Source organism: Methylobacterium sp. 2A, assembly GCF_009806555.1.
Taxonomy (GTDB): Bacteria; Pseudomonadota; Alphaproteobacteria; order Rhizobiales; family Beijerinckiaceae; genus Methylobacterium.
Map to the genome: position 1 here is coordinate 23,832 of NZ_VUOK01000036.1, position 14,027 is coordinate 37,858.

Below are 14,027 nucleotides of genomic sequence, written 5' to 3' on the forward strand. Positions count from 1 at the left end.
CGATGTTTCACGTGAAACATTTCTAAACCGAATTCCGCATCCCGTTCTTACGGGTCGACACCCGTTCATCGGTGCACGGGAACCGGTCCGTTCATGCCCGGCCAGTCGGAGTAGCCGTTGGCGCCGCCGCCGTACCAGTAAGCCTTCGGTGCCTCGGCCAGGGGCGCGCCGGTGGCGAACCGCTCCACGAGATCGGGATTGGCGAGATAGGGGCGGCCGAAGCTGAAGAGATCGGCCCGGCCCTCGGCCAGTTCCGTCTCGGCCAGCTCGAGGGTCAGCCCGTTATTGCCGATATAGGCGCCCTTGAAGCGATGGCGCAGCGCGGCGAGATCGACGCCCTCCGGCGCGTCGCGGGTCTGCTGCGTCACCCCCTCGATCGCATGGACATAGAGAAGCCCGAACCCGTTGAGCGCGTCCACATAGGCGCCGTAGGTGGCGTTCGGGTCCGAATCCAGCGGCGTCTCGCCGGGCTGAGTCGTGGCGGGCGAGATCCGGATGCCGACCCGGCCGCCGCCCCAGACCTCCGTGACCGCCTGGACCACCTCCAGCGGGAAGCGCAGGCGGTTCTCGATGGAGCCGCCATAGCGATCGGTCCGCCGGTTGGTGGAATCGCGGACGAACTGCTCCAGCAGGTAGTTGTTGGCCGAGTGGATCTCGACCCCATCGAACCCGGCACGCTTGGCATTCTCCGCCGCGCGCCGGTAATCGGCCACGATGCCGGGGATCTCATCCGTCTCAAGGGCGCGGGGCGTCACATGGGGCTTCATGCCCTCGCGGGTGAAGGCGGTGCCCTCCGGCTTGATCGCCGAGGCCGAGACCGGCAGCGCCCCGCCCGGCTGGAGGTCGGGATGCGAGATCCGGCCCGTGTGCCAGAGCTGAAGGACGATCAGCCCGTCATTGGCGTGGACGGTCCGGACGATCCGCGACCAGCTCTCCACCTGCGCGTCGGACCAGATCCCCGGCGTGTAGGCGTAGCCCACCGCCTGGGGCGAGATGTTGGTCGCCTCCGCGATGATCAGGCCGGCGCTCGCCCGCTGGCCGTAATAGTCCGCCGCGAAATCCGGCGGCACACCGTCATTGTTCGAACGGCTGCGGGTGAGCGGCGCCATCACGACGCGATTCTTGAGGTTCAGGCCGCCGATCGTGACGGGCTGAAGGATCGGGCTCATCGGCATGGGGACTCACGGGGCTGGAAGAAAGGGCGACCAGGGTCGCGGCGCCACATCATATAGGGCAGCCTGCGGCTCGCGGCGCCGAGGCCGCCCGGCAAGCCGACAACCGCGCAGGCCGACAACCGCGCAGGCCCGGGCGTGGGTTCCGCCCCGGATGCGTCCAGAGCGTAGCAGCCATGCCCGACCGATCCCGGCCGGTGTCAGGCGGAACTTCGCCCTGTCGCGCAGGGTTTAAATCCCAGGGACCGCGGCGCTCGGCCCTCAAAATCAGCCAATCTTCGGAGATCCTCTGCCATGAAGGCACTGTGCTGGCACGGCCGAAACGACATCCGCTGCGACACGGTCCCGGATCCGAAGATCGAGGATTCGCGCGATGTGATCATCAAGGTGACGAGCTGCGCGATCTGCGGCTCGGACCTCCACCTGATGGACGGGCTGATGCCCACCATGGAGAGCGGCGACGTGCTCGGCCACGAGTTCATGGGCGAGGTCGTCGAGGTCGGGCAGGGCTTCACCAAGTTCAAGAAGGGCGATCGGATCATCGTGCCCTTCAACATCAACTGTGGCGAATGCCGGCAATGCAAGCTCGGCAACTACTCGGTCTGCGAGCGCTCGAACCGGAACGCCGAGATGGCGGCGGCGCAGTTCGGCTACACGACGGCGGGGCTGTTCGGTTACTCGCACCTCACCGGCGGCTACGCGGGCGGCCAGGCCGAGTACGTGCGCGTGCCCATGGCCGACGTCGCGCCCATGAAGGTGCCGGACGGGATGGACGACGAGTCGGTCCTGTTCCTCACCGACATCCTGCCCACGGGCTGGCAGGGCGCCGAGCATTGCGAGATCCAGGGCGGCGAGACCATCGCGATCTGGGGTGCGGGGCCGGTCGGCATCTTCGCCATCCAGTCGGCCAAGATCATGGGGGCGGAGCGCATCATCGCCATCGAGACGGTGCCCGAGCGCATCGCGCTCGCCAGGAAGGCGGGCGCCACCGACGTCATCGACTTCATGAACGAGGACGTGTTCGAGCGCATCAAGGAGATCACCAAGGGCCTCGGCGCCGACGGCGTCATCGACTGCGTCGGCATGGAGGCGAGCGCCGGCCATGGCGGCATCACCGGCGTGCTCTCCACGGTGCAGGAGAAGCTCACCGCCACGGAGCGGCCCTACGCGCTCGCCGAGGCCATCAAGGCGGTGCGCCCGTGCGGGATCGTCTCGGTGCCCGGCGTCTACGGCGGCCCGGTCCCGGTCAACATGGGCTCGATCGTGCAGAAGGGTCTGACCCTGAAGAGCGGCCAGACCCACGTGAAGCGCTACCTGGAGCCGCTGACCAAGCTGATCCAGGAGGGCAAGATCGACACGACCTCCCTGATCACCCACCGCTCGCAGAACCTTGCGGAGGGGCCGGACCTCTACAAGGCCTTCCGCGACAAGAAGGATGGCTGCGTGAAGGTGGTGTTCCACCTCTGAGCCGACAGAAACGGCTTCGCTCCAGCGAGGAACCGTTGCGCAGTCCGGGCGGCGATGAACCGCCCGGATGTCCCTGTCGCCGTCTAACCCAGATCGGATTTCCGTGATCCCCCGACTGGAACGCCTCCGGTGCGCGTGCCGCCTGCTGCGGAAAGCTGGACCGAATCGGTCGACAAACAGAAGCGGCGGTTCCTCCAGCGGCGCGATTCTAGCTCACGGAAGCGACAAGCGTCTGGTGCATGGCTGCCTTTCGTTCTCTCATAGCGTGTATCGACTAGGAATGCATGCAGGCTGTAATTGAAAGAACAATCTCAAATTTAATTTAGAATCATTGAAATTTAAAAAATATCTAGTTTTCTTGAATATCTTCGGACGGCATAAGCAGATCACAAATTGATCCAAATCAATTTGGCACCATTTCTAGTCTTATAATACCACCCTCCTCAGAATGTGATCTAAAACTCAGATCCCGATCTTGTACGGTAATCCTCGCCGCGAGGATCTGACGCGATCCTCGACTGAGCCAGCGCCGCCGAGGGGAGGACGAATTAGAATGGCCATGGTGTTTGATCGGAGCATGACAGCCAAGCTCCAGGCTTTGGACCGCTCCCAAGCCGTCATCGAGTTCAACCTCGACGGCACGATCCTCACGGCCAACCAGAATTTCTGCGACGCGATCGGCTATCGGCTCGACGAGATCCGCGGCAAGTCGCACGCCCAACTCGTCGATCCGGCCTATCGCGACAGCGACGCCTACCGGGCGTTCTGGGCGGCCCTGCGGACCGGCACGTTCCAGGCAGGCGAGTTCAAGCGCATCGGCAAGGACGGAAGCGAGATCTGGCTTCAGGCCACCTACAACCCGATCCTCGGCCGCGACGGCAAGCCGTTCCGGGTCGTCAAGTTCGCCAGCGACGTCACCGCGCAGGTGCAGCGCACGATCGCCTATGAAGGCCAGATCAAGGCCATCAACCGCTCGCAGGCCGTGATCGAGTTCGGACTCGACGGGACGATCCTCACCGCCAACGAGAACTTCCTCACCGTGATGGGCTACCGGCTGGAGGAGATCGTGGGCCGGCACCACAGCCTGTTCATCGAGGCCGCAGCGCGCGACGGGGCCGAGTACCGAACCTTCTGGAGCCGCCTGGCCGGCGGCCAGTACGAGTTGGCCGAATTCCGGCGCGTCGCCAAGGACGGCCATATCGTCCACATCCAAGGATCCTACAACCCGGTCTTCGACCGCGACGGCCGCCTCCTGAAGATCGTCAAGTTCGCCACCGACGTCACCGCCCTGGCGCGCGACCGCGAGCGCCGCGCAGAGCTGCAGGGCGCGATCGTCCGCGACCTGAACGCCATCGCGGACGCCTCGTCGAACGTCTCGCAGCAGGCCGGACAGGCAGCCGATTCCTCGACGCGGGTCTCCAGCGAGATCCAGGCGGTCGCCTCCGGGGCCGAGGAGCTCGCCGCCTCGGTCGCGGAGATCAGCGGGCAGGTGCTGCAGGCGTCGGAGATCTCCGGGCAGGCGGTCGATCAGGCGAAGACGACACAGACGATCATCGGCGGCCTCAGCGAGGCGGCCACGCAGATCGGCGAGGTCGTGGCGCTGATCCAGAGCATCGCGGCGCAGACGAACCTGCTCGCGCTCAACGCCACCATCGAGGCGGCCCGGGCCGGTGAGGCGGGCCGCGGCTTCGCGGTGGTCGCCGCCGAGGTGAAGGAACTGGCCAACCAGACCGCCCGGGCGACCGAGCAGATCGGCGCGCACATCTCCGGAACCCAGGAGGCCACCCGGGAGGCCGTGGGGGCAATCGGCGCGATCCAGGCCACGATCGTACGGCTCAACGAGGTCGCCAGTACGATCTCCACGGCCGTGGAGCAGCAATCCGCCGTCACGCGCGAGATGTCGGCGAACATGCAGACGGCCGCGCAGGGGGTCGGCGCGATCACCAGCGGCCTCGGCCTCATCGCCCAATCGGCCGCGGAGACGGACCAAGCCACGCAGAAGCTGCGCGCCGCCGCCCAGAGCCTCACGTAACCGCAAGCCGCGCAACCGCCGGTGTTGACGGCCTTACCGCCCGCGCCGAGAAGGCGCGGGGTCCCGGCTGTGAAACCGGGACGGGCGAGGCCGCGCGATGTGCAACCTCTACAGCCTGCGCACCGGCCCGGCGGCTCTGCGCCGTGCCTTCGGGATCGCGGACGACCGCACCGGCAACCTGCCGCCCCTGCCGGCGATCTTCCCCGACCAGATGGCCCCGGTCGTGCGCAACGGCGTGGACGGTCGGGAGCTCGCGATGCTGCGCTGGGGCCTGCCCGGCCCGAAGGCCTTCGGCGAGCAGCCCATCACCAACGTGCGCAACGTCGCGAGCCCGCACTGGCGCCCCTGGCTCGGGGTCGCCCATCGCTGCCTCGTGCCCGCCACCGCGTTCAGCGAATACGCCGACACGAAGCCGCGCAAGACCCCGGTCTGGTTCGCCCTGGGGGAGGACCGGCCGCTCTTCGCCTTCGCGGGGATCTGGCGGCCCTGGACCGGCGTGCGCGGAACGAAGCGCGAGAACCCGGACCGCATCGAGGCCGAGCACAGACTGTTCGCCTTCCTGACCACGGAGGCCAACGGCGTCGTCGGCCCGGTTCACCCGAAGGCGATGCCGGTCCTGCTCACGAAGCCGGAGGAATGGGCGACCTGGCTGGAAGCCCCGACCGCGGAGGCGCTTCGTCTCCAGCGTCCGCTGCCGGATTCGGCGATGCGGGAGGTCGCCCGCGGCCCGCGCTCGGACGGCCACGAACCGGACGCGGACGGGACCTGAAATCCGGCTGCGCTTACTGAACCGGGCCGCCGTCGCGCGCCTGGAGCAGGCGGATCGCCTCGGCCAGGACCGCATGGAGATCGGCCGCGCCCTGCGGGCTGAGCGGCAGGCCGACCCGCTGGCCGTGGATCGTGTCGAGCACGACCATGGCGAGATCCTCGCCGATCAGCAGGCTGGGCTTCGGCAGGCAGAGCGGCAGCACGAAATCGCCCTCCGCCTCGCCGAGGACGTCCACGGCGTCCGCGGGTCGGAAAGGGGGTTTTGCATCGGTCATCAGGGCTCTCCCCCGTCATCCCGGTCCGGCAGGCGCAGCGACCGGACCGTCAGCGTGTCGATCTCCAGCGACCCGACCTCCAGCGACCCCACGCGGGCGCGGCCCACCGACAGGCGGCCGATCGCGAAGGCCCCGATCGCCACCGCCCCGAAGGCCGCGACCCCGAGCGCGAGCGCACCCAGCGCCGAAGCGCCCATCGCCCCGGCCCCGACGGCGCCCGTCCCGCGCACCACCGCGTCTCCGGCGAGAGGCGCGGCCGCCTGCCCGCGCCTCTCCTCACGCGTCCCCTCGGGCATCCTGGATGCGCGCATGCGGGCTCCTCTCGCGCTCGGTCGAAGGGTCCGTATAGCCGACGTTAACCGGGTTTTCACGCGGTCCGGCCGACGCTGGCAGCTCTTCGACCGCGCATCCGCTTGGCCCGAGAGGACGCCGCCCGTGTCGCACCTGTTCCAGCCCCTCGCGATCTTCGCCTGCGGCTGCCTGCTGATCCATGCGGGCCGCGCCTATGCCCGCGCCACCACGATGCTGCTCTCGGCCACCGCCCTGATGCTGAGCGTGACGCTGGGCACCGTGCTCTGCCAGCGGATCGGTCAGTAGAGTCGGGTCCGGTAACCCTCGGCGATCGCGGCATCGGCCTCCGCGACGGTCGCGCTCGCGGTCTGCTCGGCCAGGATACGGCCCAGGCTCGGGAAGGTGCTGCGATCGACGTGCCGCGCCGGATCCCACAGCTGCGCGCGGATCATCGCCTTGCCGCAGTGGAAGAAGGCCTCCCGCACCCGCACCACGAGCGCGGCCGCCGGGACCTTGCCCTCGGCCGCCAGGGGTTCGAGCAGGGCCGGATCCCGCGTCATCGCGGCCGTGCCGTTCACCCGCAGGGTCTCGTTGATCCCCGGCACGAGGAAGATCAGCCCGAGCCCGGGGTTTTCGAGCAGGTTGACGAACGTGTCGATCCGGTTGTTGCCGCGCCGGTCGGGGATCACGAGGGTGCGCTCGTCCGGGACGGCCACGAAGCCGGGGGCGTCGCCGCGGGGGCTGGCATCGACGTTGCCGGCCGCATCCGTGCTCGCCACCACCAGGAAGGGCGAGAGGGCGATGAACCGCCGGGCATAGGCGTCGAGATGGTCCAGCACCTTGAGGGCGGCCAGGGGTTTGACCGGGCCGAACTGCGCGCGCAGGTCCGCTTCATCACAGGCCGCGGCGGAAGCGGGCGTTTCGGCGTCCATCGATACCTCGTCGCGCAGGCCCCCGAATTCGCGCGGCGGCCGCGACCGCGTCAAGGCCAGACCCGGATCGCCACCGGGCGGCGCAGCAGGTCCCGGTCGGAGGTGACGGTGCAGCCCTCGGTCCGCAGGCTGGCATAGGTCAGGAGTGCGCGGTCGCCGACATCGTCGAAGTTGCGCCCCTGCGCGTCCGGATCGAGCAGCGACGGGTAGGCGATCAGCGGTCCCGTCGCCCTGCAGGGATCGTCGTAGAGGGTCGCGCCTTCGAGGAGCAGGCGGGGCTGGTCCCAGGTAATCAGGTCGCGGGAGCTGGTCCAATAGAAGCCCGAGCGCGAAAACCCGTCGCCGGCCTTGGCCATGAACACCGCGATCCAGGCGCCCGAGCCCCGGTGCCGGACCACGGCGCCGACCGGCCCCGGGAACGGCCCGACCGGCCGGCAGGTGGCGGGTTGCGGGGCGGGCCGCCGGTAGGGGTCGGGGAAGGCGGCGGTGAAGCCCGCGCCGGTCCAGGCCCGCCAGCTTGTCGGGTCGGCGGGATCGCCGCTGCGGAACAGGCACACGCCGGCCTCCTGGTCGCGTCCCGGGCGGGTCCAGCCGGTGGTCGAGGCGAGAAAATAGCGCCAGCGCCCGTCGGCCACGATGTTCGACGGGTTGAAGAAGCCCCGGTGGCGACCCTGGTCGATCTCCTGGCGGAACGGGGCGCCGGCCACCACGACGGGCGGGCTTCTTCGCGTGAAGCTGCGGCCGCCGTCCGCGGAGGCGGCGGCCGTGATCGTGTTGTACCAGCAGGCCATGTAGGTCCCCGCCGGGCAGCGGCCGGGATGCGCGTTGGCCTGATACTCGTGGTGCAGGAGCGCCGCGACGCGGGTGCCGTCCTCGGTCCAGGTGGCGGTGATCCAGGAGCGGTCGTCGTAGGTGGCCGGGTCCGACTTCTCGCCGGAATCCAGCACGACCGTGCAGTCGAGCTTCAGATGGCCGAGATCCGGCCCCCGGAGCGCCCGGTTGCGGTAATGCATCCCGTAGAGCGCCACCGCGCCCGACGCGTCGCGGAAGGCGCGGGCCGGGGCGTCCGGCACGTCGGCCCCGTCGCAGGCGTCGCGGCCCGCCTTGAAGACGATCGACGGCGGGCCGACCAGGGTCAGGGCCGAGAGCGGGGGATCGGACGCGGCGGTAGCTGGAACAGGAATCAGGGTTAGGACCAGAAGCACCACCGCGGCAGTGAAGCGCGACGCCCTCCCTCCCCCCTCTGCGGGGGAGGGTGGCCCGATGGGCGCCCTCTGCGTCAGCAGGGGTCGGGAGAGGGGAGCGCGGCGTCCGGAGAGCACGCGACCTGCATGAAGGCCACGGCCTTTTCCTGCACCGTCGCTCCCTCCTTGCGGGACTTCGTCCCGACCCGACCCGCTTCGGGGGCCACCCTCCCCCGCAGAGGGGGGCGGGAGATCCCGCGGCGCTGTTCCTTCAGATTCAATGGATGTCGCGGCCCTGCGTCCGTCGCTCCGCCCGGCAATCCTGATTGTCCAGTTCACCACCGCCATCCGGCTATGTCCTGGCCGCGCCTGGACAAACAGGGCCAAATTCGCTTGAGAACCATTACGGAGTGCTTGCCGCTCCGCTCCCTGTCCGGAAGTCCCACATGCTTCTCCTGATCCTCGGGCTCGTGCTGTTCCTCGGCACGCACGCCTTCTCGATGGCCCGCGCCCGGCGCGCCGCAATCGTCGGCCGGATCGGCGAGGGCCGCTACAAGCTCGGCTACACCGCCCTCTCCCTGCTGGGCCTCGTGCTGATCGCGGTCGGCTTCCACGATTACCGGCTGAATGGCTACATCCCGGTCTGGGATCCGCCGGTCTGGACGCGCCACCTCGCGCTGACCCTGGTGTGGCTGGCCTTCATCTGCCTCGCCGCGGCCTACCTGCCGGGCCATATCCGCGCCAAGGCCAAGCACCCGATGCTGCTCGCCGTGAAGATCTGGGCGACGGCGCATCTCCTCGCCAACGGCGATCTCGGCTCGATCCTGCTGTTCGGCGGCTTCCTGGCCTGGGCGGTCACCGCCCGGATCAGCGCCAAGCGCCGGGCCCTGGCCCCCGGCGCGGTGGCGGCCCAGCATGCCGGCCCGGCCGTCGCGCCCCATGGATGGCGCAACGACATCCTGGCGGTGGTGATCGGCACGGCGGCGTGGTTCGTGTTCGCCCGCTACCTGCACTACCCGGTGATCGGCGTTCCCGTCTGGCCGGGAACCGCCTGACTGTCGCCAACCCGGCGCCCGTGTGTTAGGCGCGGAGCCCGATCGAGGTACGAGGTGGGTCGCCGGCTTAGGCGGCCCGGGATTGAATGGCCGAGAACAACGAGTTCCTCCGCGAAGTCGACGAGGATTACCGCCGCGACCGGATCCTCCAGATCTGGAAGCGCTACAGCGGCGTGATCATCGCGCTCGCCGTGCTCCTCGTGGCGGGGGTCGCGGGCTGGCGCTACTGGCAGGCCCAGCAGCGCGCCGCCGCCGAAGCGGCTTCCGTCCAGTTCGACGACGCCAACCGCCTCGCCAAGGACGGCAAGGGCGCGGAGGCCGACAAGGCGTTCGACGCCCTGGAGGCGCAGGCTCCCGCCGGCTACCGGCTGCTCGCCCGCTTCCGCGCGGCGGCCGAGACCGGCAAGCGCGATGCGGCGGCCGGCGCGGCCGAGTTCGACAAGCTCGCCGACGATACCGGCCTCGGCGATGGCCTGCGCGACCTCGCGCGCCTGCGCGCGGCGCTCCTGCGCCTCGACGGGCCGAACCCGGATCCGGCGCTTGCCAACCTCCAGGGTCTGGCCGCCGGCACGCCGTTCCGCCACACCGCCCGCGAGATGCTGGGTCTGGCCGCCCTGAAGAAGGGCGATTACGAGGAGGCCGGCCGCTGGTTCGACCAGATCGTGGCCGATCCCGAGACTCCGCGCGCCCTGCGCGACCGGATCGAGGTCTACGCGGCGATCGTGGCGGGCGGCCCCGTCACGGTGACCGAGGCCAAGCCCGAGCCCGCCGCACCGCCCCCGCCGATCACGCGTTGACCCACGCACGAACCGTTTAGAGAACGACCATGGACATGCCGACCGTCGCGATCGTCGGACGGCCGAACGTCGGCAAGTCGACCCTGTTCAACCGCCTCGTGGGCAAGAAGCTCGCGCTGGTCGATGACCGCCCGGGCGTGACCCGCGACCGGCGCGAGGGCGACGTCACCTTCGGCGGCCTCCGGTTCCGGGTGATCGACACCGCCGGGCTGGAGGAGGCGGACGAGAAGACCCTCACCGGCCGGATGCGGATGCAGACCGAGGCGGCGATCCTGGCCGCCGACGTGGTGCTGTTCGTGATCGATGCCCGCGCCGGCGTGCTGCCGGCCGACCAGCCCTTCGCCGAGCTGGTGCGCCGGGCCGGCTGCCCGGTGATCCTGATCGCCAACAAGGCCGAGGGCGGCACCGGCCTCGCAGGGGCCTACGAGGCCTTCACCCTCGGACTCGGCGACCCGATCCCGTTCTCGGCCGAGCACGGCGAGGGACTGGGCGAGTTGCACGAGGCCCTGGTCGCCGCCCTCCCCCGGCCCGACGAGGATGACGACGCCGACGAGGCCGACGCCCCCGGCGGCCGCGCCCTGAAGGTCGCGATCGTCGGCCGGCCGAATGCCGGCAAGTCGACCCTGATCAACCGCATGCTCGGCGAGGAGCGGTTGCTCGTCGGCCCCGAGGCCGGCATCACCCGCGACTCGATCTCTTTGGACTGGGAGTGGCGCGGCCGGCGGATCAAGCTGCACGACACCGCCGGCATGCGCCGCCGCGCCCGGATCGACGACAAGCTGGAAAAACTCGCGGTCTCGGACGGGTTGCGCGCCGTGCGCTTCGCCGAGGTGGTGGTGGTGCTCCTCGACGCCACGATCCCGTTCGAGAAGCAGGATCTCACCATTGTCGACCTCGTGGAGAGCGAGGGCCGCGCTTTGGTGATCGGCCTCAACAAGTGGGACCTCGTGGCCGATCAGCCGGGCCTTCTGAAGCAGTTGCGCGAGGATTGCACCCGGCTGCTGCCGCAGGTGCGCGGCGTCGCGGTGGTGCCGCTCTCGGGGCTGGCCGGCGACGGCATCGACAAGCTGATGCAGGCGGTGGTCCAGGCCTCGGAGGTCTGGGACCGGCGCATCTCCACGTCGCGCATCAACGACTGGCTGAACGAGGCGACCTCCCGCAACCCGCCCCCGGCGGTGTCGGGCCGGCGGATCAAGATCCGCTACGCCACGCAGGTGAAGAGCCGGCCGCCGCATTTCGCGCTGTTCGGCAACCAGCTCAACGCCCTGCCGAAATCCTACACCCGCTACCTCGTGAACGGCCTGCGCGAGGCGTTCGACCTGCCGGGCACGCCGATCCGGCTGAGTTTGCGGACCTCGCAGAACCCGTTCGACAAGGGCTGAGCCCGGAACGGCGCCGGCCCGGACGGCGGCGCGAGACAGCGATTGATCCATCCGCGAAGCGCGGGCCGTCGCATCTGCGGCTCGGCGCCCGGGATCGCGCACGGTCCGATGAGACTGCGGCCTTTGCCACGCGTGGCACGATGCGAATCCGAGTCCCGAATCTCTCTGCATTGACTATTTGCAAGCCTCAACTTCTCTCACCGAGGATCTTCAAGGCTTAGGCGGTCAAATTGATCGTCATCGCTAGATCAAATACGGAATAATCTGCAGATCGTTTTTCGATTTATAATGAATTTATACTGAAAGTTTTGGAGTCATTAACTTCGCGTGATAGCAAAGCGCCGGACCGATTCGCCGCGTCGGCGCAGATCCACGCGCGATAGTCTTTATTTTTGAGACGAATGCCTGCCATGACTTGCACGACCGAGCGTTCCGCCATGACTTCATGCGCGCGGATCATGGTGGGAAGCGCTGTCATTGCAGCCCTCGTGATCCCGGCGCATGTTCAGGCGCAAGCCGCGAAGACGCGCAGCGCCGCGCCTGCACCGGACGGCGCGGCCGTCACGCTGGATGAGCTTTCCGTGGCGGCGCAGAGCCCGACCTATGGGACCGACGCGTTCGTGGCGACGCGCTCCACCGCGGGTATGAAGGGGAACGACTCGATCCTCGAGACGCCCGCGACCGTGAGCGTCATCACCCGCGAGGAACTGACCGTGCGCGGCGTCCAGGATATCGAGACGGCCGTGGCCTACACGCCCAACGTTCAGGCGATCGACTATCCCGGCGGTCAGGGCAGCCCGTCCTTCACCCTGCGGGGCTTCAATTCCTACAGCTTCGACAACGTCTACCAGGACGGCCTGCGCTACGGCTTCAACGCGTACGACCAGAACATCGAGCCCTACGCCTACGAGCGCATCGACGTCATCAAAGGTCCAGTCTCGGTGCTTTACGGCGCCGGACAGCCGGGGGGCATCATCAATCTCGTCTCGAAGCGGCCAAGCTTCACGCCCGTCAACGAGATCTACATCCAGGGTGGCAATTACAGTCGGATCCAGGGCGGTTTCGACCTGTCCGGCCCGGTCGAAGGAGCCCCCCAGTTCGCCTATCGCCTGACCGGCCTCGCGCGCAACGCCGACAGCCAGGTTAAATACACGCCGAACGACCGCACCTTCTTCGCGCCGGCGGTGACCTGGCGGCCGGATGCCGACACATCCCTGACCCTGCTGGCCAAGTTCGCCGAGTATCGCCGCGGCGGCTCGGAGCAGAGCCTGCCGATCGTCGGCTCGCTCATCCCGAGTTCACGCGGCTTCTACCCGCGGGACATCTTCGTCGGCCAGCCGAACTTCAACACGGAGATCGTCCGGAACGCCGAGGCCGGATACATCTTCGATCAGACGCTGGCGCCCGGCTGGCTGTTCCACTCGGCGTTCCGCGCCTACGCGACCGAGACGAAGTTCCACGTCGTCGGCGCGTCACCGGCCGACACGCCGGACGATGCTCTGTCGGTCTCGGTCGCCCCGTATCTCCGCGATCAAGCGAGCCACGCCGTGCTCGCCGACAACCACATCAACGGCCAAGTGGATACAGCCGGCATCCGGCACGATCTGATCCTCGGCTTCGATATCCAGGATTATCATGCCCATGGCACGCGGACATTCCCGGACGGCTATCCCCTCGGGCACGCCTACCGCCGGATCGATCTCTATAACCCCGTCTACGATCTGACGATCGCCTTCCCACGGAGCCCGAATGTGGCCCAGCGGGAAGCATTGCAGCAGATTGGCCTGTATGGTCAGGATCAGATGACCTGGAACGGCTTCATCCTGACCGGGAGCGTCCGCAACGACTGGGTCGACCAGAGCGTCCGCTCGGCGTTCAATCTCCCCGCCGTGGCCGTCAATCGCGCGACGGACGACAAGCTGAAACTCTCTGCCCTGAGCTACCGGGCCGCCCTCGGCTACGAACTCGGTGCGGGTGTGGTGCCTTATGCGGCCTATTCCACGTCCTTCAATCCGCAGATCGGCGGGCAGCGCGCCAATGGCAGCGTGCTGGATCCGCGGGAAGCGCACCAGATCGAGGGCGGCGTGAAGTGGCAGCCGGTCGGCAGCAACGCGCTGTTCACCGCCTCCTATTTCGAGATCAACCAGACCAACATCGCCGTCGCGGATCCGCAGAATCCCGGCTTCCTGATCCAGACCGGCGCGGCGGCCTCGAAGGGTTTCGAACTCGAAGGCAAGGCGAACCTGTTCGAGGGCTTCAACCTCGTCTTCGGCTATGCCCATCTCGACGCGCGGGTCACCAAGAACCCGTCCGATCCGTCCCTGGTCGGCAAGCGGCTGGCCAATGCGCCAAACGACACCGTCTCGTTATTTGCCGGCTACGCGTTCCCGCTCGCCTCGCCTCTGGGCGGATTCCAGGCCGGGGCGGGCGTGCGCTATGTTGGCGCCCGTACGGATGCGACCAACACTGACTTCATCCCGTCCTACGCGCTGGTCGATGCCTCGCTCAGCTACGATCTCGCCCGGCTCAATGCGGATTGGAAGGGTGCGACCCTGTCGGTGAACGCCACCAACCTGTTCGATCAGCGATACCACACGGCGGGCTTCTACACCGGCTACGTGTTCGAGGGGTTCCGCCGAAGCGTCTTCGGAACGCTGACCTATCGCTGGTGA

General features: G+C 68.4%; 13 protein-coding genes. 8 read left to right on the forward strand and 5 right to left on the reverse strand.

Translation table 11 applies throughout. The annotated features are described in order from the left end of the window. Positions 1-65 precede the first annotated feature (65 nt). Entirely contained in the window at positions 66-1,175 is a 1,110-nt protein-coding gene (locus FVE89_RS17840; protein WP_160535298.1) for an alkene reductase, read from the reverse strand. A 291-nt stretch (positions 1,176-1,466) separates the two neighbouring features. On the opposite strand from FVE89_RS17840, the gene FVE89_RS17845 reads away from it, so the two are divergent. The 3 genes from FVE89_RS17845 (at position 1,467) to FVE89_RS17855 (ending at position 5,440) form a co-directional block, all read left to right on the forward strand. Then, complete coding sequence (locus FVE89_RS17845) at positions 1,467-2,639, forward strand: zinc-dependent alcohol dehydrogenase (RefSeq protein ID WP_160535299.1); 1,173 nt, start codon at positions 1,467-1,469, stop codon at positions 2,637-2,639. A 577-nt stretch (positions 2,640-3,216) separates the two neighbouring features. Next, positions 3,217-4,671 carry a PAS domain-containing methyl-accepting chemotaxis protein gene (locus FVE89_RS17850; protein WP_246730968.1) on the forward strand — a complete coding sequence of 485 codons (1,455 nt, stop codon included), beginning with the start codon at positions 3,217-3,219 and terminating at the stop codon, positions 4,669-4,671. Between the two features lie 97 nt (positions 4,672-4,768). Next, on the forward strand, positions 4,769-5,440 hold the full coding sequence (locus FVE89_RS17855; protein ID WP_160535301.1) for an SOS response-associated peptidase: 672 nt from the start codon (positions 4,769-4,771) through the stop codon (positions 5,438-5,440). 13 nt (positions 5,441-5,453) lie between these two features. Here FVE89_RS17855 and FVE89_RS17860 read toward each other — a convergent pair whose 3' ends face one another. Both FVE89_RS17860 and FVE89_RS31235 read right to left on the reverse strand, forming a co-directional pair. Next, positions 5,454-5,714 carry a hypothetical protein gene (locus tag FVE89_RS17860; protein WP_160535302.1) on the reverse strand — a complete coding sequence of 87 codons (261 nt, stop codon included), beginning with the start codon at positions 5,712-5,714 and terminating at the stop codon, positions 5,454-5,456. Further along, entirely contained in the window at positions 5,714-6,025 is a 312-nt protein-coding gene (locus tag FVE89_RS31235) for a hypothetical protein (protein ID WP_246730970.1), read from the reverse strand. Before FVE89_RS31235 ends, FVE89_RS17860 begins: the two co-directional genes overlap by 1 nt. A 124-nt stretch (positions 6,026-6,149) precedes the next feature. Here FVE89_RS31235 and FVE89_RS30575 point away from each other — a divergent pair, with 124 nt between their 5' ends. After that, complete coding sequence (locus tag FVE89_RS30575) at positions 6,150-6,311, forward strand: hypothetical protein (RefSeq protein WP_202130903.1); 162 nt, start codon at positions 6,150-6,152, stop codon at positions 6,309-6,311. On the opposite strand, the gene FVE89_RS17870 is transcribed toward FVE89_RS30575, so the two are convergent. Both FVE89_RS17870 and FVE89_RS17875 read right to left on the reverse strand, forming a co-directional pair. Continuing rightward, positions 6,305-6,937 (reverse strand): pyridoxamine 5'-phosphate oxidase family protein, encoded by a 633-nt coding sequence (locus FVE89_RS17870; protein ID WP_160535303.1) that lies wholly within the window; start codon positions 6,935-6,937, stop codon positions 6,305-6,307. The two genes, FVE89_RS30575 and FVE89_RS17870, sit on opposite strands and share 7 nt — an antisense overlap. Before the next feature lie 50 nt (positions 6,938-6,987). Further along, entirely contained in the window at positions 6,988-8,145 is a 1,158-nt protein-coding gene (locus FVE89_RS17875) for a hypothetical protein (protein ID WP_160535304.1), read from the reverse strand. A 422-nt stretch (positions 8,146-8,567) separates the two neighbouring features. On the opposite strand from FVE89_RS17875, the gene FVE89_RS17880 reads away from it, so the two are divergent. The 4 genes from FVE89_RS17880 to FVE89_RS17895 all read left to right on the forward strand — a co-directional run bounded on the left by FVE89_RS17880 (position 8,568) and on the right by FVE89_RS17895 (position 14,027). Next, positions 8,568-9,176, forward strand: coding sequence for an NnrU family protein (locus FVE89_RS17880; RefSeq protein ID WP_160535305.1), 609 nt, complete (start codon positions 8,568-8,570; stop codon positions 9,174-9,176). 86 nt (positions 9,177-9,262) lie between these two features. Then, positions 9,263-9,973 carry a tetratricopeptide repeat protein gene (locus FVE89_RS17885; RefSeq protein ID WP_160535306.1) on the forward strand — a complete coding sequence of 237 codons (711 nt, stop codon included), beginning with the start codon at positions 9,263-9,265 and terminating at the stop codon, positions 9,971-9,973. 29 nt (positions 9,974-10,002) lie between these two features. Beyond that, positions 10,003-11,355 carry a ribosome biogenesis GTPase Der gene (der, locus tag FVE89_RS17890; RefSeq protein ID WP_160535307.1) on the forward strand — a complete coding sequence of 451 codons (1,353 nt, stop codon included), beginning with the start codon at positions 10,003-10,005 and terminating at the stop codon, positions 11,353-11,355. Positions 11,356-11,792: 437 nt separating this feature from the next. Beyond that, positions 11,793-14,027, forward strand: a complete 2,235-nt coding sequence (locus tag FVE89_RS17895) for a TonB-dependent siderophore receptor (RefSeq protein ID WP_246730972.1) — start codon at positions 11,793-11,795, stop codon at positions 14,025-14,027.